At 35.0% G+C, this 25,304-nt stretch carries 18 protein-coding genes; 9 read left to right on the top strand and 9 right to left on the bottom strand.

The window, feature by feature from the left end; genetic code table 11:
- Positions 1-117: 117 nt before the first annotated feature.
- The 3 genes from B0A65_RS20480 to B0A65_RS20470 all read right to left on the bottom strand — a co-directional run bounded on the left by B0A65_RS20480 (position 118) and on the right by B0A65_RS20470 (position 1,993).
- Positions 118-573: a hypothetical protein gene (locus tag B0A65_RS20480; RefSeq protein WP_074663325.1), complete on the bottom strand. Its 456-nt coding sequence runs from the start codon at positions 571-573 to the stop codon at positions 118-120.
- Positions 574-575: 2 nt separating this feature from the next.
- On the bottom strand, positions 576-1,208 hold the full coding sequence (locus tag B0A65_RS20475) for a S1C family serine protease (RefSeq protein ID WP_074663322.1): 633 nt from the start codon (positions 1,206-1,208) through the stop codon (positions 576-578).
- 224 nt (positions 1,209-1,432) lie between these two features.
- Entirely contained in the window at positions 1,433-1,993 is a 561-nt protein-coding gene (locus tag B0A65_RS20470) for a hypothetical protein (protein WP_123890399.1), read from the bottom strand.
- A 274-nt stretch (positions 1,994-2,267) separates the two neighbouring features.
- Here B0A65_RS20470 and ku point away from each other — a divergent pair, with 274 nt between their 5' ends.
- On the top strand, positions 2,268-3,047 hold the full coding sequence (gene ku / locus B0A65_RS20465; RefSeq protein ID WP_074663317.1) for a non-homologous end joining protein Ku: 780 nt from the start codon (positions 2,268-2,270) through the stop codon (positions 3,045-3,047).
- Here ku and ligD read toward each other — a convergent pair.
- Positions 3,044-5,605, bottom strand: a complete 2,562-nt coding sequence (gene ligD, locus B0A65_RS20460) for a DNA ligase D (protein WP_074663314.1) — start codon at positions 5,603-5,605, stop codon at positions 3,044-3,046. The genes ku and ligD overlap by 4 nt on opposite strands.
- Before the next feature lie 1,439 nt (positions 5,606-7,044).
- Between ligD and B0A65_RS20455 the strand changes: the two genes are divergently transcribed.
- A complete protein-coding gene (locus B0A65_RS20455) occupies positions 7,045-8,277 on the top strand; it encodes a PQQ-dependent sugar dehydrogenase (RefSeq protein ID WP_074663312.1) in 1,233 nt (410 codons plus the stop codon).
- A 95-nt stretch (positions 8,278-8,372) separates the two neighbouring features.
- Here the strand turns inward: B0A65_RS20455 and B0A65_RS20450 are convergent, their stop codons facing one another.
- From B0A65_RS20450 to B0A65_RS20435, 4 genes are all read right to left on the bottom strand, one after another.
- Positions 8,373-8,858, bottom strand: coding sequence for a hypothetical protein (locus B0A65_RS20450; protein ID WP_074663309.1), 486 nt, complete (start codon positions 8,856-8,858; stop codon positions 8,373-8,375).
- 76 nt (positions 8,859-8,934) lie between these two features.
- The gene (locus B0A65_RS20445) at positions 8,935-9,231 is read right to left on the bottom strand and encodes a hypothetical protein (RefSeq protein ID WP_074663306.1); all 297 of its coding nucleotides are present in this window, start codon (positions 9,229-9,231) and stop codon (positions 8,935-8,937) included.
- A 31-nt stretch (positions 9,232-9,262) separates the two neighbouring features.
- A complete protein-coding gene (locus B0A65_RS20440; protein ID WP_074663304.1) occupies positions 9,263-9,712 on the bottom strand; it encodes a hypothetical protein in 450 nt (149 codons plus the stop codon).
- A gap of 305 nt (positions 9,713-10,017) precedes the next feature.
- Positions 10,018-12,807, bottom strand: coding sequence for a CheR family methyltransferase (locus tag B0A65_RS20435; RefSeq protein WP_074663302.1), 2,790 nt, complete (start codon positions 12,805-12,807; stop codon positions 10,018-10,020).
- 178 nt (positions 12,808-12,985) lie between these two features.
- On the opposite strand from B0A65_RS20435, the gene B0A65_RS20430 reads away from it, so the two are divergent.
- Positions 12,986-13,222, top strand: coding sequence for a hypothetical protein (locus tag B0A65_RS20430; protein ID WP_074663300.1), 237 nt, complete (start codon positions 12,986-12,988; stop codon positions 13,220-13,222).
- A 111-nt stretch (positions 13,223-13,333) separates the two neighbouring features.
- Here the strand turns inward: B0A65_RS20430 and B0A65_RS20425 are convergent, their stop codons facing one another.
- Positions 13,334-13,702: a response regulator gene (locus B0A65_RS20425; protein ID WP_074663297.1), complete on the bottom strand. Its 369-nt coding sequence runs from the start codon at positions 13,700-13,702 to the stop codon at positions 13,334-13,336.
- A 612-nt stretch (positions 13,703-14,314) separates the two neighbouring features.
- Here B0A65_RS20425 and B0A65_RS20420 point away from each other — a divergent pair.
- The 6 genes from B0A65_RS20420 to B0A65_RS20395 all read left to right on the top strand — a co-directional run bounded on the left by B0A65_RS20420 (position 14,315) and on the right by B0A65_RS20395 (position 25,265).
- A complete protein-coding gene (locus B0A65_RS20420) occupies positions 14,315-14,737 on the top strand; it encodes a response regulator (protein WP_123890397.1) in 423 nt (140 codons plus the stop codon).
- Positions 14,738-14,886: 149 nt separating this feature from the next.
- Positions 14,887-16,329 (top strand): ATP-binding protein, encoded by a 1,443-nt coding sequence (locus B0A65_RS20415; protein WP_074663289.1) that lies wholly within the window; start codon positions 14,887-14,889, stop codon positions 16,327-16,329.
- Positions 16,330-16,333: 4 nt separating this feature from the next.
- A complete protein-coding gene (locus B0A65_RS20410) occupies positions 16,334-16,765 on the top strand; it encodes a response regulator (protein ID WP_074663286.1) in 432 nt (143 codons plus the stop codon).
- Positions 16,766-17,012: 247 nt separating this feature from the next.
- Positions 17,013-23,372, top strand: coding sequence for a hybrid sensor histidine kinase/response regulator (locus tag B0A65_RS20405; protein WP_083370523.1), 6,360 nt, complete (start codon positions 17,013-17,015; stop codon positions 23,370-23,372).
- Between the two features lie 27 nt (positions 23,373-23,399).
- Positions 23,400-24,620 (top strand): sensor histidine kinase, encoded by a 1,221-nt coding sequence (locus tag B0A65_RS20400; RefSeq protein ID WP_074663282.1) that lies wholly within the window; start codon positions 23,400-23,402, stop codon positions 24,618-24,620.
- A 153-nt stretch (positions 24,621-24,773) separates the two neighbouring features.
- Positions 24,774-25,265, top strand: coding sequence for a YybH family protein (locus tag B0A65_RS20395; protein WP_074663279.1), 492 nt, complete (start codon positions 24,774-24,776; stop codon positions 25,263-25,265).
- The last annotated feature ends 39 nt before the right edge of the window (positions 25,266-25,304 follow it).

Raw genomic sequence — 25,304 nt, 5'->3', positions numbered from 1 at the left:
TTTGGGATTAAATCAGCGTTATTTTTCGGATTTGCCAAATCTTCCAAATACAAACCAATTTTTCCATTAAGCCAAATCCCCAAATTGCTTGTAGCGTGTGTTATAGGCAGGTGAAATTTATTCGGTCAGTTTTATATTTTCTTTTTGTAATTCACACCAAGCATTTTTACCAACTTTAGCAATGGCAATTAGAATATTAGTTATAATTCCAACAATTACACCAACTCCTAACGAAAATGTCGAAGCAATAGCAGTTGAAATTATCGTAACGAGTTCCTTGAAATTTTTCCCAATAAAATCTCTTTCAGTTTTATAGCCCTTGACTTCAGTACATATAAATTTATAAACTTCATCTTTGACTTTTTCGTAAAAACTGGATTTGTTAATTGTTCTACCTGTGATAAGTAATAAGTTGTCTCTATTAGTTTCTCCACTTAATTCTCTTCCAATTTGTTCATAATAATCAATTGAATCGATATTACCAGCTAGTGATTTCTTAAGTAATTCTCTTTGATATGTAGGTATTTCCGAGTTAATGAATTCAAGTATCTCAGCGTTGTCAAAGTTTAACATATTTATGATTTTAATTCGTTGTCGATTAATTCAATTCCATATTCTATTATTGATGCGTAAGAAATATTGGTTTCTGCTCCAAGTTGATGATTGCCTATCATTACACCGCCACCTTTTGTTGGATTAAACCGATTAGTTACTATTCCGATAACTTTTCCTGTTTTGACATCAAGTAGAGGACCACCACTATTCCCTTCATGTATCATACTGTCGAATTGTACCAATTTTACACCGTTTGCAGTAACAGTTTTTGCACTGACTATTCCTTGATTAATTGATTGAAGATGTAAGCTCTCATAACCAAATGGGAATCCAATCGTTGCTATATTCGTTCCGCATTCCAGTGTTGTTGTTTCTCCAAAAAGATTTTGAGGTACCCTTACGCTTATATCAGGATTATTTATTTTAAGTAATGCTACATCATTTATTGGATTATTTTGAACTAACGTTAAGGGAATTGAATTTACACGAGATAAAGTCATTGGATTAAAAGTGTTCAAACTCGGTGGAAATAGAGCTACGATTGAATCAGTTTGATTTATTATGTGCGAACAAGTCAGAATATAACCCTTTTCGTGTACTAAGAATCCAGTTCCTAAAAATTCAACAGTATTTTCTAACTGCTTCGCTAGCATTACAACACCTTGTGAATGTTGCTTATATAAATTTCTATACATATTTTTATTTTGTTGATTATCGGTATCACTTGCCTATAACGTTCTGACGCTTGGCGAGGTTGCGAACTTCGGAACCGATTATTTTCGGTTACTACTAAATTTCTTGCGAAAGATAAACGTGATTTTACCACATAATTCGCAATCTCGCCAAACGGCTGTTATGTGTAGTGCCTTTCGTTATGTTAAAAGTCAAATGATTGCGTTGCATTTTTTTCGACTTGCTTTTCTATTGTACATTTTGAAAATTTCTTATCTCCGAAAAGCATCGGGTTTTCAAAAAACATCTGCAACTTTGGCAATTCATTAAAATATTTTACTGTTCCAACTTCAAAATCCATAAAGAAATACGATGAATTAAAAGCGACTTCATTATCTGACGACCATATTAGATTTAAAGTTGAAAAATGAATTTGAGTAATTTTTTTCAAAATATTTTTCGGAACATTTATTTCTTTGTTTTTATAGGATATTTTTAAACAACTCCAATTTTTACCGTCATATTTTGCCGTTATTATTTCTCCTGTTTTATACCGCAATTGCGCTTCAACAATCTTTCTTTTTCTGCTAACTATTTCGTCACAATATTTTTTCAATTTTAAGTCAGTTGACTTTAAATTTATAACTTCATTATTTTCAAAAATAAATTTAAAAGATTGTGGTCTTTCAATTCTGTCTTTATTTGCATAAATATTTGCAAAAGTCAGAACTAAGATAAAAGTCAAAATTGATTTTATATTTCTCATTTTTAAGTTTTCTGCTGTGGCATTACACATAACTTGTATATATGTCTGACAAAATCATACAAAGCTACCCAAATTAAGGTAGATATGTCTGATTCTAATCACACATTATTTATTTCAAATATATCAATTTCTTTTTCCAAATGATAAAAAATTACTCAATAACCAAGATATAAAAACCTGTTTCAACTCATTATTTTATAAAACATTCCCAATATCATATAATATAAAATCACAACTCTGCCTTAAATTTAATATCAATTTAAAACAAGAAATCATGAGATCAATATGGACAGGTTCAATCAGTTTTGGTTTAATTAATATTCCTATTAAGTTATTTTCGGCAGTGCAGGAGAGTAGTCTTGATTTGGATATGCTCGATGCAAAAGATCTTTCGAACATTATATTTAAAAGATTTAATGAAACTACAGGCAAAGAAGTAGCGTACGGAAACATTATTAAAGGCTACAAAATCGAAGACAAATATGTAATTCTGGATGACGAAGATTTTCAGGCCGCCGATGCTGTAAAAACAAAAACGATCGATATTCAAAGCTTTGTTGCCGAAAAAGAAATTGACAGTATTTATTATGAACAACCTTATTTTTTGGAGCCGGACAAAGGAGCCATGAAAGCCTATGCCTTACTTCGTGATGCGTTGGCAGCTTCCGGGAAAGTTGGCGTAACGAGTTTTGTATTGCGAAATAAAGAAAGCCTGGCCATTTTAAAACCGTATAAAAATGTGATTGTTTTAAACCGAATCCGTTTTGAACAGGAAGTTAGGGATGCATCTGAACTAAAACTTCCGCCAGTTGCTCAAACCAGCGGGAAGGAAATGGATATGGCCGAAAAACTAATTGATCAGCTTACAGAGAAATTTGATATCAGCAGTTTTAAAGATGAATATACCGCTAAACTTCTCGACATTATTAAAAAGAAAGCCAAAGGAAAAGCGCCTAAAAAACCGACGGAACTTAAAGTCGTTCACAAACAAACCGATGATCTTATGGCAATGCTGAAAGCCAGCTTAGAAACTAAAAAGAAAAAGTCATCTTAACCCCGATCGCGATCCTCAATTTTTTTGATGATCTTTTTAACGTTGGCTCCTTTTTCTAAAACGGGTTTCCATAAATCTCCCTTTTTCTCAAAACGACTTAAAACGTTTTTAATAGTAAATTGTGAAGGATGTAAATCTTCATTTACCTCGCTCCATTCTAAAGGAGTTGATACTGTTGCGCCAGGTTTAGGGCGAACAGAGTAGGGTGCAGCCAAAGTTTGGCCATGTCTGTTTTGCAAAAAGTCGATATAAATTTTACGATCTCTTTTTTTGATGCTTCTTTCCAAAGTTGTGGTATCCGGTAAACGCGACTGCACTTCTTTGGCTATTAATTCGGCTAATATTTTAGTTGAATCGTAATCGTATTGCGCTCCTAGCGGAATATAAACATGCAACCCTGAAGCACCGGAAGTTTTGCAGAAACATTCGGTTTCCAGTTCATCCATTACTTCTTTAACGGTTAAAGCTGTTTTTACAACTTCGGTAAAATCCTGATTATCGGGATCAATATCGATAACCAACCAGTCCGGATTTTCAATATGCTGAATAGTAGAATTCCACGGATTGATTTCGATACAACCTAAATTTGCCATATAAAGTAAGGTTTCCTTATTGTTGCAAATAAGGTAGTTTACATCAGCATCGTTGGATTCTGAAAAGATCTTCTTTGTTTTTAACCAGGACGGACTTTTCTCAACATCTACTTCTTTTTGATAAAAACTCGTACCGGCTATTCCGTTTGGAAAACGGTTCATCGATTGCGGACGGTTTTTTAAGTAAGGAAGCATAAGATCAGCCACTTCATTGTAATACTGAACAACATCTCCTTTGGTAATTTTGTCATCCGGAAAATAGATTTTATTCTGATTAGTCAAATGCAGTACTGTTTTACCCACTTTCAAATCATAATCATTTTCCGTTGTGTTTTTTTGAGTAGTTTCATCCATTTTTTCTTCTTTTTTTAATTCCGTTGTATTTTTGGTATCCGATGGTAAAAAAACTTCAGTTGGTTTTTTATCTACTCTCAAACCAAGATAGACCGGATGTCTGAGGCGCTTATCATCTGTCCATTCAGAGAATTTTATCTGGCAGACCAATTTTGGTTTCACCCATTGAATTGTATCCCGTAGACCTGTTTTTTCATTTAAAGGAGAATCCACAATAAAGTACGGCTGTAATTTGGTATATAATTCTTCTAATATTTGTTCCGTAAAACCCGTACCACATTTCCCGATGTATTGAAGTCTTTTTCCATAATATTGCGCCATTAAAATAGCACCAAAATGCTTTCTTGAATTCTTAGGTTCAGTGATTCCAATGATAATCGCTTCTTCCTGATTGGCAGTTTTAATTTTAAGCCAGTCGTGTGAGCGTTTGTCTGATAAATAAATACCGTCTGCTTTTTTAGCGACAATACCTTCTTCTGTATTTTTTGTAGCAATTTCAAATTGCTTTATTCCGTCTCCAACAGAATGAGTGGCATAGAAAACATTGCTGAATTGATATTTATTGAATAAAATTTTTAATAGTTCTTTTCGATCCAGTGTTGATAATTTAGTGATGAGATTTCCATCTAAATTTAACAAATCAAATACATAATATTTTAAATTCCCTATGCCTGTTTTAAGATAATTTTGAAGCAATTGAAAGCTTGCTTTGCCTTTTTCATCTTCCACTACAACTTCTCCATCTAAAACGACAGCATGATCGATTTTTTTTAATTGTTCTGCTATTGGTTTAAAATTGGTATTGAAAGAAATGTGATTTCGGCTGTATAATTCAACATCCTCGTTGGGATTGATTATCGCGATAGTTCTGTAGCCGTCGTACTTATTTTCGAATATCCAGTCTTCATCATCAAATGCCTTGTCAGTAATTGTGGCCAACATTGGTTTAATAAATTCAGCTGGTTTATTACTTTTTTCACCCGTTTGTTCTGTCTGATTTTCTTCTTCAGAATCAGGTTCAGAATCAGGTGTTTTTTCTTTAGTTTTATCTCCAAGATCGTTTAAAGTTCTTCGGGAAATAACCGATTTATCTTTTTGCAATATGTCTGTCTCATTAACATACTTATCATTTTTTTTGATGAGTAACCATGCATTTTCCTGTTTTCCATTTAATTTTACTAATGAAAATTCACCTTTAAGTTTTTTACCGGTAAGGACAAAACTCAGACGTCCTTTTTTCAAGTTTGCCAATAAAGTCCGCTCTGGCGATGTTGTTTTTTCTGAAGGAGTATACGTTCCGTTATCCCAAACAATGACATTACCCGCACCATAATTTCCTGCCGGAATAGTGCCTTCAAAATCTTTATAGCTGTATGGATGATCTTCAACCATCATGGCAAGGCGTTTAACGTCAGGATCCATTGAAGGTCCTTTTGGAACGGCCCAACTTTTTAGGACACCATCCATTTCCAATCTAAAGTCATAATGCAAATGCGAAGCAGCATGTTTTTGCACTACAAAAATCAATTTATCGGCAGATTTTTCAACTTTACCTTTGGGTTCCTGTGTTTGCTTAAAATCTCTTTTCTTATTGTATTTGGAAAGTGACATAGCGTAGAATTGATGAGTTAGAAAATGAGTAAATAGCCTCAAACGATATAGAAATACGGCTTAAATGAATTAAGCAATTGTGATAATGGCTAATACAACAAATATAAAATTGAAAAGAGGAATTTTTTTATATCATTATGTCTGACGATTTCATAATTATCAGATTTTATTACGTTTTCCTCATAATTACTGCGATATATTGCAATCCGTTTTTCGCTGCGTTTACCGAACGTCTCCCAAGGTTGAAACCTCGGGCTATTTGAATTTTATTGCGATAATCTATTTTAAAAACATAGCCCAAGGTTTCAACCTTTGGGACACAATATAATGCGTTACAGTATTTTTATTGTGATGTATTTGCAATCCGTTTTTCGCTGCGTTTACCGAACTTCTCCCAAGGTTGAAACCTCGGGCTATTTGAATTTTATTGCGATAATCTATTTTAAAACATAGCCCGAGGTTTTAACCTTGGGGACACAATATAATGCGTTACAGTATTTTTATTGTGATGTATTTTCAATTCGTTTTTCAATGCGTTTTTCGCTGCGTTTTTCGCTGCGTTTACCGAACGTCTCCCAAGGTTGAAACCTCGGGCTATTGGAATTTTATTGCGATAATTGATTTTAAAACATAGCCCGAGGTTTCAACCTTGGGGACACAATATAATGCATTACCCATATTTATTGCGATGTATTTGCAATCCGTTTTTCGCTGCGTTTACCGAACGTCTCCCAAGGTTGAAACCTCGGGCTATTTGAATTTTATTGCGATAATCTATTTTAAAACATAGCCCGAGGTTTCAACCTTGGGGACACAATATAATGCATTACCCATATTTATTGCGATGTATTTGCAATGCGTTTTTCGCTGCGTTTTCCGAACGTCTCCCAAGGTTGAAACCTCGGGCTATTTGAATTTTATTGCGATAATCTATTTTAAAACATAGCCCGAGGTTTCAACCTTGGGGAATATAATGCGTTACCCATATTTATTGCGATGTATTTGCAATGCGTTTTTCAATGCGTTTTCCGAACGTCTCCCAAGGTTGAAACCTTGGGCTATAATTGAATTTTATTGCGATAATTTATTTAAACATTATCAATGGTTTCAACCATTGGGACACAATATAATGCATCGCTATGATAGACAATTTGATATGAAAACGTCATTCAGGTTTCTCGAAAATTAAAATCTTAGGGCATTTTCGAATAAAAAACTAAAAGATAGAACTATTATTAAAGAAGCATGTTATCTAAACAATAAGCTTTAAAAAAAGTAGTATTAAGATGTTAAAGATCGATTTTAAATTATATTTAATGTTGATTTACAATAAATTGTATAAGTTTTACGATTAATTATATAAGCGAGTTTGTTTCAGTTTTTAGAAATTTGATATGAATTATCAAATTAAATATTAATCCCTAACCTACATAACTACGATGCGACACTTTAACTATATTACCATTTTATCCAGTGCCTTACTAATGGCTTGTAGCTGCTCAAACGATAAAGATCCTGCTACAAATCCGGATCCGGGAACAAGTACAAATCCTGTAGAAAATAATCCGGCTAATTCCAATTATAGCCCCGCTTTTTCCGGACAAACTCGAATTGGTGGTTTACAGACCAATACCAGTTATGAAGCTAAAATTATTACTTCAGCATTAACAAGTCCGTGGGGGGTAAAAAGTCTTCCGGATGGGAGATTATTGATTACTCAAAAAGCAGGAACAATGCGAATTGTTAGTGTAACCGGAGAAGTAAGCAGTCCAATTACTGGAATTCCAACTGTAAATCCGGCAGGTCAGGGAGGATTGTTAGGATTATGTCTTGATCCTGACTTTTCTACTAATAAAATGATTTACTGGGTTTTTTCAGAAGCTTCAACAGGAGGAAACCAAACATCCGTAGCCAAAGGAAAATTATCCGCAGATGAAAAAACAATAGAAGGTGCGGTAGTAATTTATCGTGCTAATCCTGCAAATCCGAGTGATTTACATTACGGAGGACGTATACTTTTTGACCAAACCGGTAATTTGATTGTTAGTACAGGAGAGCGTTCGGTATTACAAACAAGACCATTAGCGCAATCAGTGTCGGCGGGATTAGGAAAAGTAATCCGAATAACAAAAAACGGACAAGCTGCACCTGGGAATCCAACATTTACCGGAGCCGGTGCTTTACCTGAATTGTATTCGATTGGCCACAGAAACCCACAAGGATTAGCATTTAATTCGGTTACGAATGAAATATGGTTGGCCGAGCACGGACCAAGAGGAGGTGACGAAATTAACCGTTTAAAACCAGGCGCCAATTACGGCTGGCCAACAATTACTTACGGAATCGAGTATAGTGGAGAAAAAGTAGGAGCAGGAATTCAGAAACAAGATGGCATGGAGCAACCGGTTTATTATTGGGATCCCGTAGTGTCACCAAGCGGAATGACTTTCTATACTGGAAATCGTGTTCCGGAATGGCAAAACAACCTTTTCATTGGAGCTTTAAGCGGAATGCATATTGTTCGTCTTGCTATTGAAAATAATAAAGTTATTGGTGAAGAAAGACTTTTGGCTGGAGAAGGTCAGCGTTTTAGAGATATTACCCAAGGAAATGACGGTGCTTTGTATGCAATTACAGATCAGGGCCGACTTTATAAAATTGATAAGAAATAAACAGAGGTATAAGTTAGAATTTAAAATGGCGCATTTAAAGCGCCATTTTTGTTTTTGTGAATTAGTGTAAAAGATTTTCCTTTTTGGATTTGTAATTACTGTGGAGCAAAATGAGTATTTACTAACATAGTAACCGTTAAGGAAATAGCATAGACTGCAGTTGCAGTAAGGGCAAAAATAATATGGGCGACAAATAATTGTATATAAAAGCCTTTAAAGTCAATACGAGGCTGATAATGGGATAATTTAAAAAAGATCATCCAGCTTATGATTCCAACAATTCCACTTGCTATGCCTAATAGCAGTGCGTGCAAAAAGTTGAGTTCAAGTATATTTCGTGCCCAAAAATAATGGTAAACCACTACAAAAATCACTCCTATTCCATAATGTATCAACCAGCCCAATATGTTTTTGGAAGCATTGGAAAGATTGATTTTAAGATTATGCAACAAATAACTAAGTAATAAAGGCTCTTTGTAAATTTCTCTAAAACTTGCTGATACTGCATAACTAAATAAGGTCATGGTCGATGTTGCGGCAATTGATACGATTATTATTTGAAAAATTAAATAAAGATCCATAATAGGTTACTTTTTGGAGCGATAAAATCAATTTGTTTCATCTATTGTTTGTGAAAATAGATGAAACAAATTGCTATTAAGTACTCGCAATTGAATAATCTGTTTGGATTCCTTTTTCCTCTTCTTTATCATTATTAGTCTTAGAATTTGAAAAGTCTGAATACTTCTTATAACATCCAATCGCTAATAATGGGATAGCCCATTTTCCAAAAAAAGAACCGGCGTGACCTTTTCCTGCCAGTTTTAAAGTTGCTGCCAGAAACAAAGAGCCTGCCCCGGCACATAGGAGTGTATTTGGCGAAATAGCAGAAATTTTCTTTTCTACTGTTTCACCAAGATTTGCCATGTTTTCTGTGTTAAAAATATTTTCCATGATTTTAAATTTATTAGTTAGGGATTAGGGATTAATCAATTTTGAATGAATCTTTATTTCGAATGTTTTGCTCTTCTCTGTCCAGATCCGGATTATTAAGATGATCGCCTTCAAGATCATTAAGATCGTTGTCAGCGAGATCATTATCATTATTACCATTGTTTTTGTAGAGATCGTCTACGCCAAGATGCCTGTCATCATCAGCATCAGGATCGCCTTTATCAAGATTGTTTAGACTTTTGTCCAGATTATTTTGATCATCATAGATTTCTTCTTGCTCCTCATCTTCCTGTAAGGCATCTAAAAATTCCTGATCCAAATTATCCTGATCATTTGTAATAGTATCTTCTTCGTTAACTATGGGTTCTTCTTCGGGATTGTCATCGTCAAGTGGAATATTTTCATATTGATCAACATAACTTGTGCTTTCATCCAAAGGTTCGTTGATCGACGATTCGTTAATTTGATTTGAAGTGTTCATAATAGTAGTTTTAATTAATAATTGATTTACAGATTCAGGATTAATAAAAACAAATTTTAATTTTCAATTATTTGCTGATTTTTTAAATGAAATGTAAGCGTAATAGAAGTTCCGGAAATCTGAATTTAATTCATTGCATTAATGATTTAATCTTGTAAACCAAATTTAGAATTGTAAGCTGATTTCTACTTACAAGATTTTAGTTTGTAATTGTATAATTATCAGTGGTTTATTTTGTTTAATATGAAAGTATTAAAACAAAAAAAGATGCCCGAAAGCATCTTTTTCTACTATAAAAATTGATTCTATATCGGGATGTAAATAGAAAAAGTAGTACCATTATTTGCGTTACTTTTTGCCACAATAAAACCATGGTGATTAGTAATAATCTCTTTAGAAATGGTCAAACCAAGACCACTTCCCTGATATTGGTCATTGCTGTGCAGTCTGTAAAAAGGTTCAAAAATTTTAGTTTTATATTCCATACTAAATCCTATACCATTGTCGGTTACATTAATTTTAGCATAATTAATTTCAGGATTTGCTCCAATCTTAATAATCTCTTCTTTGGATGGTTCTTCGGCTTCAATTTTAATTTGAGGCGTTGTATCTTCTTTCGTATACTTTAGTGCATTTAGAATTAAATTGGTGAATAATTTTTGCATTTGATGGGGAACAATTTTTACTTGCGGTAAAGCAGAAACTGTAATAATTGCATCTTTCTCCAGAATATAATCTTTTAAATCGGCAATGATTTTCTTTAATAAAACATTCAGATCGGTTCTTTTGGATTCTTTTTCATTAAAATTGATTTTCGAATAATCGATAAGATCAGTAATGAGCTGATTTATATTTGAGGAAGCAATTCTAATGCGCTCCAGATTATGAATTCCAGATTCGGTTAGATTTTTTTCATTATCTAAAATCCGTTTACAAAACATCTGAATTTTACGCAGTGGTTCCTGAATAGTATTGCTTGCTGCAGTAGTAACAACTTCTAGCTGTTCGTTGTATTTTTCCAGTTCAAGATTTTTCTTTTTCAGTACTACATTGTTGGTCTCCAGGTCTGTAATATCCTCAATGGCTAAAAGTATTAAACCTGCAGGTTGCGAATTTTGAATTTGATGTGCATTCACAATCATAATTTTTTTACCGGTACCATTGCATAGCGTATCAACCTTAAAATCCAGAACTGATTTTTTTTCACTAAACATTTTAAATAGTAATTCCTTAAATTCAGGAATATCCCATTGACAGTCTCCAATTTCGAAAAAAGAATGCCCTTCCGTTTCTTTTTCAGTAGTTTCAAAATATGTATAAAACGCCGGGTTAGCACTTTTTATAAAAAAATCTCTGTCAATAATTAATAAAGGCTCACGAATGGTATTTACAATAGATTCAGAATAGTTTCGCATCGAAATTAATTGTTCGTGACGGTTCGTTAATTCATCATTGATAAATATTAATTCAGTATTGTTAGATTTTACGTGTTCGTTTGCCGTTTGTAATTCTAATGTCATTCTTCTAAGATCTTCCTTTGCCAGAGCCAGATCATTCTCGAGTTTTTTAATTTGCAATTCCCTGGATGTCTCTATTTCTGAGATTTGTTTTTTATCGTTGGTAGCAGAGGTAAAAATTTCAGAAACATAATTTTCCTGCACAAATTTCCGAACATAGATTTTTTCACATTTTTCAATTGGTTCAAATAGATTTTGCCCATTTGTAATGCTTTCAGATTTTCCAAGAAACAATATTCCTTTTTCATTTAAAGAATAGTGAAAAGATTTTAAAACCTTATCGTCTAAAAAAGCATCTAAATATAATAACACATTGCGACAGGAAATTAAATCGATTCTCACAAAAGGAGGATCTTTTATAAAATTATGCACCGCAAAAATACACATGTCACGAATTACTTTGGTAATATGATAATGACCGTCTCTTTTGGTAAAATAGTGATCTAATCTGGTTTGCGAAACTTTTTGAACATCTTGCTCAGAATAAATGGCAGTGCGTGCTTTTGCAATGTATTTTTCAGAAATATCAGAAGCAAAAATCTGAACTTTAATAGTGCTATTTATTGCTGCTAGATATTCATGTAAAACGATAGCTAACGAGTAAGCTTCTTCGCCGGTTGAACATCCGGCTACCCAGATACGCAAAGTATTGTTGACAGTATTTTGTACCAATTGCGGAAAAGCAATTCCGGACAGAGATTCAAAAGATTCATTATCCCTAAAAAAATAAGTTACCGGAATCAAAAAGTCATTAAAAAGAGAATCTTGCTCTGCTTTGTCATTCCGAAGGTGATAATAATAATCTTGTAAATTTTCTTTATGGCTCAAAACCATTCGCCGCGCAATACGTCTTCTGATTGTGGGTTGCTTATAATGACTAAAATCATTTTCATTTCTTAAGAAAATGAGATTTAAAATTTGCACTAGTATTTCTTCTTCATTTTTTTGAAGATGTTCTTCTTCACTATAAGCATGATTTTCAGTATATTTTTTTCGTATTTCTACTAATTGTGCCGCAATAAGTTCTGGCGCTAATACATAATCAACAATATCTGCGTCTATGGCACTTTGCGGCATTCCTTTAAATTCTGCCATTTCAGGATCCTGAACGAGTGTTGTACCACCGACTTCTTTTATTTTTTTGAATCCAAAAGTTCCGTCAAAAGCAGTTCCTGAAAGAATAATTCCAATGGTAAAACTTTGATACACTTCTGCAAGAGATTCAAAGAAAATATCAATACTTGCAGTTCTGCGTTCATTGCGCGTTCTCTGATGTAGTTTTAAGACACCTTCTTGCGTAATAAGATTATTATTATCGGGAATAATATAGATATGATCCGGAGCCAGATTAATATCATTTATAATCTCGTTAACCGGTATTTGGGCATACTGCGTTAAAATTTCAGCTAAGCTGCCCGGATGGTCTGGAGGTAAATGTTGTACGATTATATACGCCATTCCGGAATTGGCAGGTATTGCTTTTATTACTTTTTTGATAGCATCTAATCCGCCGGCAGAGGCACCGATACCTACAATTGGAAAATTCTGTTCTGTTTTTTTTGTATTAGTAAATTTCATGGTTTAATGTTATTACTTAGACCAAAGCTGATTAAGTCTCTGATTATCGAAAAAGGTAAAAAGCATTATGGAAATCATGTAATCTTAACTTATAAACATGTAAAGAAAGAATTAAAATCTTTCGAAAATTTACCTGATTACAAGTTTTGTAAAATATAAACAATTAAAAATCAATATTATGAAAAATTTATTAATTACTGCAGCCCTGTTTTTTACTGTTGGAATTGTTTCCGCACAAGAAACTCCTAAAACAAATAAAAAAGCTAAAACGAGTACGGATACTATTCTAAAAAGCACTCATACAACAAAATCGTCTACGTATAAGACAGATTCGGTGAAGACAAAAAATACTAGCACCAAAATGAAAAAAAGTAGTACGAGACCTAAAACCGCAATTGATACTATAAAACCTTAAAATAATGGAAATTGATTTCGGTAAGCAATAAAAAAAAGCCTGTGAAATTCGGGCTTTTTTGATAATTTATTTTCTTATTTAATAAATTATTTTGTTGTGTAAAAAGAGCAATCATAAAAGGTTTCTTAAGATATTCTTTAGATCATTGAAATTACTTGGTTTCGTAACATAATCTTTTGCGTCGAGTATCTTTGCCAGACTTGCTGAAATAGGTGCTGTAGAAAATATAATGACTGGAATATTTTTGATGGTGTCTCTTTTTTTAATTTCTGCCAATAGTTCAATACCGCTCATTAAAGGCATATTGATATCAAGGAAAATCAAGTCCGGATTTATTTCTTTATCAATCAGTTTTTGTAAGGCTTCTATCGGATTATGAAGTGCCATATAAGCAGCTGTTGAAACTCCTTCCAGTGCCTGCTGAAAGAATTCGCAATCATCAAAATCATCATCAATTTGCAAAATATTTTTATATTTCATGTGCAGGTTATTTGTTTTGATCTTATTACCAGATAATTGTCCTAGTAAATTTAGATCTTTTAAGGGAACTAAAGTAATTTATAAGACTGTTTTTTATTCAATTGTAAGATTATCGTTATTTTTTTGATTTGAAGAGCACTAAAAAAAAAACCTGCTTTAAAAACAAGTTTCTATTAATTTCTGTTTGTAATGTTTGATGGAAACTTAACATAATCAATGATTACGGCTTCTTTAGGTTTAAATGTCTTGTATAATCTCATCCATAAAATGTTTACTACAACGCACAGTAGCAATTTTTAAAAAAAATAGGCACTGTAGTAAATTTAAAATTTAAATTTTCAAAGCTATATACTTTAAGGTTACTTCTCATATTTCGATAAAAATACCCTGATGAGTAAAGACGAATTTATATAATTTTTGATTTTCGTTACATAATTTCCATGTTTTAAGAAAAATGAATCGTATTCCATATAAAATAAGATTGAAACCTTATAACATAAATCTAAAATTATGTAAAAGCATAAAAATTAATACTTTCATATTTGTAAGTTATAATGAATAAAAATCAAAGTAAAAACAGCAGTTTGTTTTTAATTTAAAAAAGAGGAATTATTGAAAGAACTTTACACACCAGAAGTACCCAATAAACGTATGGCTTATAAAAACATACTTCAAATTGATGATGATTCAGACGATTGTGAATTATTCATGGAGGCATTGGAATTGGTCTCTACTGCAACCTATACAGCAATTTATGATCCGGTAGAAGCATTGCGAAAATTGATGCAAAAGGAAATTTCTCCGGATGTTATTTTTCTGGATTTGAATATGCCTATTATGTCCGGCCTCGAATTTTTGACAGAAATTAAAAAGAAAGAAGGATTAAAAGAAATTCCGATTATTATCTTTTCTACTTCGCAATTAGATGATATTATTATGGAAGCCAAAGCGCATGGTGCCGATGATTTTATATCCAAACCAAATAATTTTAACGACTTAAAAAAAATTTTAAGTCAATATAGCTTTTCAGCTTAAGTGTCACCGATTTTATCATTGCGTGTAGCCATAGAAGGTTCGTCAATGGCACTGCGAAATTATTTAGGGAAGATTTTATTATTTTTCTTAATTTTATTGGATAATCAATTGTTGCATAGTGGGATTATGGCCTTTATAATTGTAATTAAATGAAATTATCTACTCAAATTCTAGTTGCGTTTACTTTGGTAATTTTATTGTCCATTGCAGATTCGTATACGAATTATATGCTGTCAAAAAAGGTACAACTGAACTCACAATTTCTCGCCAGATCTGAAGAGATTATTCGTAATTCTAATAAAACTCACAAATCGATTATCGAAATGCAAAGTGCTTTTCGTGGTTTTTTACTTACCGAAGATTATACCTTTTTAGATTCTTATTTTATCGGACTAAAAAGAGTACCACTGTTAATTAAAGAGGAGCAGCTTCGTATTGGCAGTAAGAACGAGCAACGGTCTATTTTAGATTCCATCAACACACTTCATAACAATTGGGTTAGATACTCAAAAGAACTGATAAAAAGCAGAAGAGAATATCCATACTCTTATAAAAATCTTTTTAATACTACTCTAAAAAGACATGTTGGGAAAAACATAAATGATGCCATTTCAGATAAGTTTACCAGATTTGATAAAATCGAATATAAAAGAAGAAAACATCATACAGAAATGCTGCTTACTTCATTAAGATATGCGCACACTTTTTCTTTTATATTCTTAACACTTACCGTTATAGTAGGTTTATTAAGTACGGTATTTATCATGTATATCACCAATAAAAGAATTACTTCGATGGTTCGTCTGGCAGAGAATATTTCCAGAGGGAATTTTACAATGGTCAAAGATACCAGAAATGATGAATTGACTGCCTTGGCAACATCGCTCAACAGAATGTCCGGTAAGCTGGATAAAAACATTCATGAACTTAAAAACAGAAACGCCGAGCTGAATAAATTTGCTTATGTAGTTTCACATGATCTTAAAGCGCCAATTCGCGGAATTCATAATGTGGTAAGCTGGATAGAAGAAGATCATAATGAGGAGTTATCGCCAGAACTTAAAAAATATCTCAAAATTATTCCGCAAAAAACGCGACGCATGGAAGCGCTTATAAATGGTTTGCTGGATTATGCGCGATTAAATATAAAAGTACCATCTGAAAATATCGATACAAATGTTTTGGTGCATGAAATTGCAGATTCGATTGTTCCGAGAAATTTTAAACTTGAAATAGGAAATCTTCCTGATTTGTTTACAGAAAGAATTAAACTCGAACAGGTATTTGCTAATTTAATTAGTAATGCCGTAAAATACACACCGCAGGAAGATGGAGTGATTCAGATTAGTTGTCAAACATTTGGAGGCGTTTATGAGTTTTCGGTAAAGGATAACGGAATTGGAATTGCAGTTGAATATCACGACAAAATATTTGAAATATTTCAGACACTTCGGGAACAAAATGAACAGGAAAGTACCGGAGTTGGTCTTGCGATAGTGAAAAAAATAATCGATGATCAACAGGAAAGTATTATAGTTAAATCAAAATTGGGCGAAGGTGCCGAATTTATTTTTACATGGAGAAATAATTAAGCATATGAAAAAGCCAACAATTTTATTAGTGGAGGATGACGAACTGGATGTGATTAGTGTAGAGCGTTCTTTAAAAAAACTAGAAAGTGAGTACGTACTTCACACGGCATATAACGGAATCGAAGCGTTAAAAATGCTTAGAGATTCAGAATTGGAATTAATTCCTGATGTTATTTTACTGGATATAAACATGCCAAGAATGAACGGTATCGAATTCCTGAAAGTATTGCGGGAAGATAAAAAACTAAAAGATTTAAAAGTCTTTATCATGACAACATCGTCAGAGGAAATGGATCGTTCAGAAGCAGAAAAACTAGGAATATCAGGATACATTATAAAACCATTAAATTATAATGATAACACAAAAAGATCTGATTCTATGGATGCTTTTGTGCAATTTCATTTAAGGAAAATACTGTTTGATGACGGTATATAAGTAAAGTGTTTTGGTGTTTGAAAAAAAGAAGAAAACTAAAGATAAAGGGCTACCGTCTGGACACAAATAGTACAAATCAATTTTAAACACAAATTTCACTAATTTAATAGTTAGCTTCGTTTGTAAATTAATTTCAGAAACGAAAATTAGTAGCAATTAGTGGAATTCGTGCTTGTTTTTATACTTGTGTCCAGAAGTTAGGATAAAGGGACAGATTTTTTAAATCATTCTATAAAGAATTGGGAATATGAAAAAAACAAAAGAAATTAATACTTCGGAAGAACAGGATATTCTTGAATTTCCAATTGTGTCAGGAGAAAAACCATCACAATCCAGAAGTAAAAAAGAGGATCTGGAAGAATCTATTTTGACTGATGCAGAGTTTTTAAAAATTCTGATAAAGGTCAAAAATGGTAATTTTACGCAACGTTTCCCAACAGATCAGAATGGAATTAAAAGATCAATCTGCGATACCTTAAATGAAATTATCGATCTGAATGAACGTATGGTTTTTGAGTTTCAAAAGGTTGGAAAAAGTATTGGTAAACAAGGAAAACTGACCAATAGAGTTGCACTGGATGGCGCACGAGGTTCGTGGAGTTCCTGTGTTGATTCGGTAAATACACTGATCTCAGATTTGGTGCATCCAACGATTGAAATTGCACACGTAATTACTTCTGTGGCAAAAGGAAATTTGTCTCAGGAAATGCCACTTTCTATTGAAGGAAACCCATTGCAGGGAGAATTTCTCAGAATTGCAAAAGAGGTAAACGGAATGGTAAAACAGCTGAATCTGTTTTCGATGGAGGTTACGCGTGTGGCACGTGAGGTAGGTACAGAAGGAAAACTGGGAGGTCAGGCAAAAGTGAGAGGTGTAGGTGGCGTTTGGAAAGATTTGACCGACTCGGTAAATAAAATGGCAAGTAACTTAACGGGTCAGGTACGTAATATTGCCGATGTAACAACGGCAGTAGCAAAAGGGGATTTATCTAAAAAAATTACCGTTGACGTAAAAGGAGAAATCTTAGAATTAAAAAATACTATCAATACCATGGTGGATCAGCTGAATTCGTTTTCATCTGAGGTAACCCGTGTGGCGAGAGAGGTAGGAACCGAAGGAAAACTGGGAGGACAGGCTCAGGTAAAAGGAGTTGGAGGAACCTGGAAAGATTTAACCGATTCGGTAAATCAGATGGCATCCAACTTAACCGGACAAGTACGTAACATTGCCGATGTAACAACAGCGGTGGCAAAAGGAGATCTTTCGAAAAAAATTACAGTAGACGTAAAAGGAGAAATCCTTGAACTTAAAGATACGATCAACACGATGGTGGATCAGCTGAATTCCTTTTCTTCTGAGGTAACGCGTGTGGCAGTAGAGGTAGGTTCAGAAGGAAAACTCGGAGGTCAGGCAAAAGTGCGGGGAGTTGGTGGCGTTTGGAAAGATTTGACCGATTCGGTAAATCAAATGGCATCGAATCTGACAGGACAAGTAAGAAACATTGCCGAGGTAACAACAGCCGTGGCAAAAGGCGATTTATCCAAAAAAATTACAGTAAACGTTGCGGGGGAAATTCTCGAACTTAAAAATACGATTAACACCATGGTGGATCAGCTGAACTCCTTTGGTGCCGAGGTAACCCGTGTGGCACGTGAGGTAGGTTCAGAAGGAAAACTGGGAGGTCAGGCAAAAGTAAAAGGAGTTGGAGGAACCTGGAAAGATTTAACCGATTCGGTGAACCAGATGGCATCGAACTTAACCGGTCAGGTGCGTAATATTGCCGAGGTAACAACGGCGGTGGCCAATGGCGATTTATCTAAAAAGATTACGGCTGTCGCCGAAGGAGAAATCCTGGAGCTGAAGAAAACCATTAACACGATGGTGGATCAGCTGAACTCTTTTTCTTCTGAGGTAACCCGTGTGGCACTTGAGGTAGGTACCGAAGGAAAACTGGGAGGTCAGGCCAAAGTAAAAGGAGTTGGAGGAACCTGGAAAGATTTAACGGACTCTGTTAACCAGATGGCATCGAACTTAACAGGTCAGGTGCGTAACATTGCCGAGGTAACTACAGCGGTAGCTAAAGGCGATTTATCACGCCAGATTACCGTAGATACAAAAGGAGAGATCCTCGAGCTTAAAAACACCATTAATACGATGGTGGGCCAGCTTAACTCCTTTGCCTCTGAGGTAACTCGTGTAGCACGTGAGGTGGGTACCGAAGGAAAATTGGGAGGTCAGGCACAGGTGGAAGGTGTTGGTGGAACCTGGAAAGATTTAACGGATTCGGTGAACCAGATGGCATCCAACTTAACAGGTCAGGTGCGTAACATCGCCGAAGTAACGACAGCGGTAGCAAAAGGTGATTTATCGCTCCAGATTACGGTTGACGTAAAAGGAGAAATCTTAGAGCTTAAAAATACCATTAATACGATGGTGGATCAGCTTCGAGGCTTTGCTTCGGAGGTAACCCGTGTGTCCAGAGAGGTAGGAACGGAAGGAAAACTGGGAGGACAGGCAAATGTGCCGGGAGTTGCCGGAACCTGGAAAGATTTAACGGATTCGGTGAATCAAATGGCAGGAAACCTTACCGCTCAGGTACGTAATATTGCCGATGTGGCGATTGCGGTAGCGAACGGGGATATGTCCCGAAAAATTACCGTAGACGTTCGTGGAGAAATTCTGCAATTGAAAGAAACCCTGAACACGATGGTGGATCAGCTTCGTGAATTTGCTTCTGAGGTAACTCGTGTGGCGCGTGAGGTTGGTACAGAAGGAAAACTGGGAGGACAAGCAAATGTTCCCGGAGTTGCCGGAACCTGGAAAGATTTAACAGATTCGGTGAATCAGATGGCGGGTAACTTAACGACTCAGGTACGTAATATTGCCGAGGTAACGATTGCCGTGGCGAATGGAGATATGTCCAAAAAAATTACCGCGGACGTTCGTGGAGAAATCCTTCAATTGAAAGAAACAGTAAATACGATGGTGGATCAGCTTCGAAGTTTTGCTTCGGAGGTAACGCGTGTATCCAGAGAGGTAGGAACAGAAGGAAAACTGGGCGGACAAGCCTTCGTACCCGGAGTTGCGGGAACCTGGAAAGATTTAACGGATTCGGTGAATCAGATGGCATCCAACTTAACGGGACAGGTACGTAATATTGCTGACGTAACCAAAGCCGTAGCCAATGGTGACCTTTCGAAACAAATTACCGTTGACGTAAAAGGAGAAATTCTGGATTTGAAAAACACTTTCAACACGATGGTGGAACAGCTGAATTCCTTTTCATCTGAGGTAACCCGTGTGGCGCGTGAAGTGGGTACCGAAGGAAAACTGGGAGGACAGTCGGAAGTAAAAGGGGTTGCAGGAACCTGGAAAGATTTAACGGATTCGGTTAACTTAATGGCTTCGAATTTAACTTCTCAGGTACGTGGAATTGCAAAGGTTGTAACCTCCGTAGCAAAAGGAAATCTGAAACAAAAATTATCCATTGATGCCAAAGGCGAGGTAGCGCAATTAACCGATACGATCAACGAAATGATTGATACGCTGGCAACCTTCTCAGATCAGGTAACAACCGTGGCGCGGGAAGTAGGGGCAGAAGGAAAACTGGGAGGCCAGGCCAATGTGCCGGGAGCTTCCGGAACCTGGAAAAACTTAACCGAAAACGTAAATCAGCTGGCCGCGAATTTAACCACGCAGGTACGTGCGATTTCTGAGGTGGCTTCTGCGGTAACACAAGGGGATTTAACGCGAACGATTGGTGTTGAAGCAAAAGGTGAAGTAGAGGCACTTAAGGATACCATTAACCAAATGATTTCGAACCTGAAAGCAACAACGCTAAGAAATCAGGAACAAGACTGGCTGAAATCGAATTTGGCTAAGTTCACTCAAATGCTTCAGGGGCAAAAAGAACTGAATTCGGTTACCAAAAAGATCCTTTCTGAGTTGGCTACAGTAGTTACTGCACAACACGGCTTGTTCTATATTTTACAGGAAGATGAGAATTTTGAGGACTCAAAACTGAATTTAATTGCGTCATACGCTTATATCAAAAGAAAAAATTCACCAACGCAATACGCTATGGGAGAAGGTCTTATTGGTCAGGTGGCGATTGAGAAAGAAAGAATTATTTTGAGTAATGTTCCGAAAGATTATATTAGAATCAATTCGGGTCTGGGTTCTGCCAAGCCTCAGGATGTAATTATTTTGCCGGTTTTATTTGAAGGACAACTTAAAGCGGTTATTGAATTGGCTTCGCTTGATACTTTCAGTCAGACACACTTAGATTTCCTTGAAGGGTTGACAGAAAGTATCGGAATTGTATTGAATACGATCGAATCGAATTCAAGAACAGAAGAACTTTTGGTACAATCTCAATCTTTGGCAAGCGAGTTAAAAAGTCAACAGGAAGTACTGAAAAATACCAACGAAGAACTGGAAGAAAAAGCCTTTTTATTGGCGAATCAAAAAGAAGAAGTAGAGCTCAAAAACCAAGAGGTGGAGGTCGCCAGAAAAGCATTGGAAGAAAAAGCAGATCAGCTGACTTTAACATCCAAATACAAATCGGAATTCCTTGCGAATATGTCGCACGAGTTAAGAACACCGCTGAACAGTTTGCAGATTTTGGCCAACGAATTAATTGCGAACCGAGACGGAAATCTTTCAGAAAAACAAATTCAGTTTGCCAAAACGATCAATTCATGTGGAGACGATTTAATTCAGTTGATCAATGACATTCTGGATCTTTCGAAAATCGAATCCGGTTATATTTCTGTGGATTACCATCCGATTAGTTTTGACGAAATCAGCCGATTTGTGGAGTCTACATTTAATCCAATTGCCGAAGCAAAACATCTTCGTTTTAAAATCAGTATGGACGAACAACTTCCGGAGCTTATTGAAACCGATTCCCAACGATTAAATCAAATTCTGAAAAACTTGTTATCAAATTCTTTCAAGTTTACAGAAAAAGGAGAAGTACAATTAAAAATATACAAAGCCAATAACAACTGGAAAATGGCAAATTTCAGTCTGGATAAAGCAGAAGCCGTTGTGGCTTTTGAAATTTCAGACACCGGAATTGGAATTTCCAAAGAAAAACAAAATATCATATTTGAAGCTTTCCAACAGGCCGAAGGTTCCACCAGCCGTAAATATGGTGGAACTGGTTTGGGATTATCCATTAGTCGCGGACTTTCTGATTTATTGGGAGGAAGTATTGAATTGGAAAGTGAGACAAACATCGGAAGTAAATTTACACTCTTCCTTCCTTTGCAATATGTAGATATTTCTGAAATTATAGATATTGAAGTAGAAGAAGAAACGGATGTAAAAGGGCGTATTAAATCTTTGCCCTCTGAAAAATTCAACCGTTCTGATATTGATTTGTTTTTTGTTGATGAAATAGGCGATGACAGAACGGATATTAAGCCGGGTGATAAGATTTTACTGATCGCGGAAGACAATCTCACCTTTGCTAAAATTATGCTGGAGCAGGCGCATATCAACGGAATTAAAGCAATCGTGACCACAAAAGGAAATGATGTTATTGATTTTATCAATCAGTTTCATCCGCATGCCATTACAATGGACTTAAATATGCCGGATACCAGCGGATGGAAAATTCTGGATCGATTGAAAACCGATTTCAATTTGCGTCATATTCCGGTTTATATTATTTCTGGTGAAGACGAGCGAAATAAAGGATTGAAACGCGGTGCAAGAAACTTTTTCCTGAAACCGGTTAAGAACGATTCGCTGTCTTATCTTTTTAATGATATTCATGATTTTAAGAATAAAAAGATAAAAAATCTGTTAGTAGTAGATGATAATGAGCTTGAATTAAGCCGAATAATAAATGCTGTTGATGGTGAGGATATTATAATATCGAGCGCTAAAACGGCCGGTGAAGCGGTTGCATTAATTCAGGAAAAATCATTTGATTGCATTATCTTAGATTTGGTTTTACCAGATGCAGACGGACTTGATATTATTACAGATTTGGAGAATAATATTGCCGGACAGGAAACGGCTATAATTATACATTCGGCTGGCGATGTTACAAAAAAACAAAGGCTAAAACTAAATAGATTTGCGCATAGTATCATTACAAAAAGCGCGGGTTCTATGGAGGAATTGATCGATCAGACTGCTTTGTTTATGCACCGTGTTCATAAGGAACTTCCTGAAGAAATGAAAGAAATTATCGAATCATTTTACTTAAAAGAAGATGTTTTGCCGGGTAAAAAAGTATTATTGGTTGATGATGATGTACGTAATCTTTTTGCCTTAACAACAGCTTTAGAACGATACGGATTGGATGTAATTAGTGCCGAAAGTGGTCAGGAAGCGATTGATATTCTAAATGAGAATAAAGACATAAATATTGTTTTGATGGATATTATGATGCCGGAAATGGATGGTTACGAAACCATGAAACGCATTCGTAAAGATGTCCGACATAAAGATCTTACCATTATTGCCGTAACTGCAAAAGCAATGAAAGGCGACAGACAGCGTTGTATAGAATCAGGAGCTTCAGATTATATGACAAAACCTGTAAACGTTGAACAATTGTCTTCATTAATGCGTGTGTGGCTTAAATAACAATTTCATATTCAATTTAAAACAAGAATGGGAGACGCAATTAAAATCTTAATAGTCGATGACAAAAAGGAAAACCTACTTTCTTTACAAGTCATTCTGGCTGACCGTGGTTATCAGTTTGTTGAAGCGACATCAGGGAAAGATGCTTTGCGGATTCTGCTGAAAAATCAGGATTTTGCTATTATACTTATGGATGTTCAAATGCCATTGATGGATGGTTTTGAAACCGCCGAATTGATTCGGCAAAGCGAAAAATTAAAACATGTTCCTATTATTTTTTTAACCGCGAACATGAATACCAATGAATACATTTTCAAAGGGTATCAATCTGGTGCTGTTGACTATATGATTAAACCGCTGTCACCGGAAATATTGCAGGCAAAAGTGATGGTTTTCACCGAATTGTTCCGAAAAAATCAGGAACTAAGAAAGAAGGAAGAAGAAACCCATGCGCTGAACGAAATGATTTTAAAAGCCAATAAAGAACTTGCTTCTCAATATGCAGCGATAGAAAAACATGCCGATGAATTGAAAAAGAAGAACATGGAACTTGATGCCTTTACGTATATATCAAGCCACGATTTGCAAGAGCCGTTGCGTAAAATTCAGACTTTTGCCAATCTTATTATGTCTAATGAATATGCTAATTTATCTGATGATGGTAAAACGAAATTTGACCGAATTTTGTATTCCTGTAACAGAATGCGCGAATTGATAAATAGTCTTCTTACTTTCTCCAGAGCTACTTTGGTTGACAGAAGATATGAAACAGTCGATTTGTATACTATTATTAAAGATGTAAAAGAGGCGCTGCATGAAAATTTAAGTGAAAAAGGAGCTACGATTATAACGGATTTTCATGATACCGCCAAAGTTATTCCTTTTCAGTTTGTGCAGTTAATGGAGAACCTGATTCATAACTCTATCAAATTTGCAAAAATTGAAACACCATTAGAAATTACGATAAAAAGCCGTTTGGTTTATGGTTCTGATTTGCAAATAGAAAACTTGTCGACAGCCGTAAATTATTGTCACATTAGTTTTGTCGATAACGGAATTGGATTTGAACCCCAACACAGCGAGAAAATCTTTGGTGTTTTTCAGAAGTTGCACGGCAGAGATGTCTACGAAGGAACCGGAATTGGACTCGCAATCGTCAAGAAAATAGTCGAAAACCACAATGGTCATATTGATGCCCTTGGTGAACCGATGCAGGGTGCAACTTTTAATATTTACATTCCGTATTAAAGAGATGAGGTATATGGATTTTCTTGTTTTAGCATACGATTAATTTTGCAAATAAATATTTCAGGACTTTAGTTTAATATTTTTTAAAGTAAAGTGTCTGATATTGTGATTTTTATATTACTTTTAAGGTGTAAGACTCTAAACTTTTATGATATGAAAAACAAAATTTTAAAAGGATTATTATTAGGAAGTGTGTTAGTTTCAATGTTAGCCTGTAACACTAAGAAGGAGGAAGAAAAACCCGCCGTAGTAGTGGATAAAGAGCAAATAAAAAAGGAAATTCAGGCAAAAGAAGATGAATTTGCGGCAACTTATAATTCGGGTGAGGTCAAGAAAATTGGTTATTATGCTGATGACGCTATAAGTTATTATCAACACAAAAAACCATTAGTTGGTAAAGAAGCCATTTCTGAATTTTTGATTTCTGATTTGGTCTCAAATTCCAACATAATTTCTTTTAAAACAAATGATGTTTTTGTTTCAAACGATGGAAATCAGGTAGTTGAAAGTGGCGCTTACACGGTAACAGACTCCGTTAGTAAAAGCGTTATTAATAGCGGAAACTATCTTAGTTTATTCGAAAAAAGAGACGGTAAATATGTTTGTGTCAGAGATATGAGCGCTTCAGATATGGAAGTAAAATAAAGACATCAAATTTAAAGATAAAAACAAATGGACTAAAAC

This window comes from Flavobacterium frigidimaris (assembly GCF_002217275.1).
GTDB lineage: Bacteria > Bacteroidota > Bacteroidia > Flavobacteriales > Flavobacteriaceae > Flavobacterium > Flavobacterium aquidurense.
The sequence above is the reverse complement of the archived record's forward strand: the minus strand, read 5'-3'. Positions and strand labels throughout refer to the sequence as shown.

Coding starts and splice junctions, on each gene's coding strand:
- B0A65_RS20410 (WP_074663286.1), top strand. CDS start 16,334: ATGAAAAAGCCAACAATTTTATTAGTGGAGGATGACGAACTGGATGTG.
- B0A65_RS20475 (WP_074663322.1), bottom strand. CDS start 1,208: ATGCTAGCGAAGCAGTTAGAAAATACTGTTGAATTTTTAGGAACTGGA.
- B0A65_RS20415 (WP_074663289.1), top strand. CDS start 14,887: ATGAAATTATCTACTCAAATTCTAGTTGCGTTTACTTTGGTAATTTTA.
- B0A65_RS20430 (WP_074663300.1), top strand. CDS start 12,986: ATGAAAAATTTATTAATTACTGCAGCCCTGTTTTTTACTGTTGGAATT.
- B0A65_RS20435 (WP_074663302.1), bottom strand. CDS start 12,807: ATGAAATTTACTAATACAAAAAAAACAGAACAGAATTTTCCAATTGTA.
- B0A65_RS20450 (WP_074663309.1), bottom strand. CDS start 8,858: ATGGATCTTTATTTAATTTTTCAAATAATAATCGTATCAATTGCCGCA.
- ligD (WP_074663314.1), bottom strand. CDS start 5,605: ATGTCACTTTCCAAATACAATAAGAAAAGAGATTTTAAGCAAACACAG.
- B0A65_RS20480 (WP_074663325.1), bottom strand. CDS start 573: ATGTTAAACTTTGACAACGCTGAGATACTTGAATTCATTAACTCGGAA.
- B0A65_RS20395 (WP_074663279.1), top strand. CDS start 24,774: ATGAAAAACAAAATTTTAAAAGGATTATTATTAGGAAGTGTGTTAGTT.
- B0A65_RS20425 (WP_074663297.1), bottom strand. CDS start 13,702: ATGAAATATAAAAATATTTTGCAAATTGATGATGATTTTGATGATTGC.
- B0A65_RS20400 (WP_074663282.1), top strand. CDS start 23,400: ATGGGAGACGCAATTAAAATCTTAATAGTCGATGACAAAAAGGAAAAC.
- ku (WP_074663317.1), top strand. CDS start 2,268: ATGAGATCAATATGGACAGGTTCAATCAGTTTTGGTTTAATTAATATT.
- B0A65_RS20405 (WP_083370523.1), top strand. CDS start 17,013: ATGAAAAAAACAAAAGAAATTAATACTTCGGAAGAACAGGATATTCTT.
- B0A65_RS20470 (WP_123890399.1), bottom strand. CDS start 1,993: ATGAGAAATATAAAATCAATTTTGACTTTTATCTTAGTTCTGACTTTT.
- B0A65_RS20455 (WP_074663312.1), top strand. CDS start 7,045: ATGCGACACTTTAACTATATTACCATTTTATCCAGTGCCTTACTAATG.
- B0A65_RS20440 (WP_074663304.1), bottom strand. CDS start 9,712: ATGAACACTTCAAATCAAATTAACGAATCGTCGATCAACGAACCTTTG.
- B0A65_RS20445 (WP_074663306.1), bottom strand. CDS start 9,231: ATGGAAAATATTTTTAACACAGAAAACATGGCAAATCTTGGTGAAACA.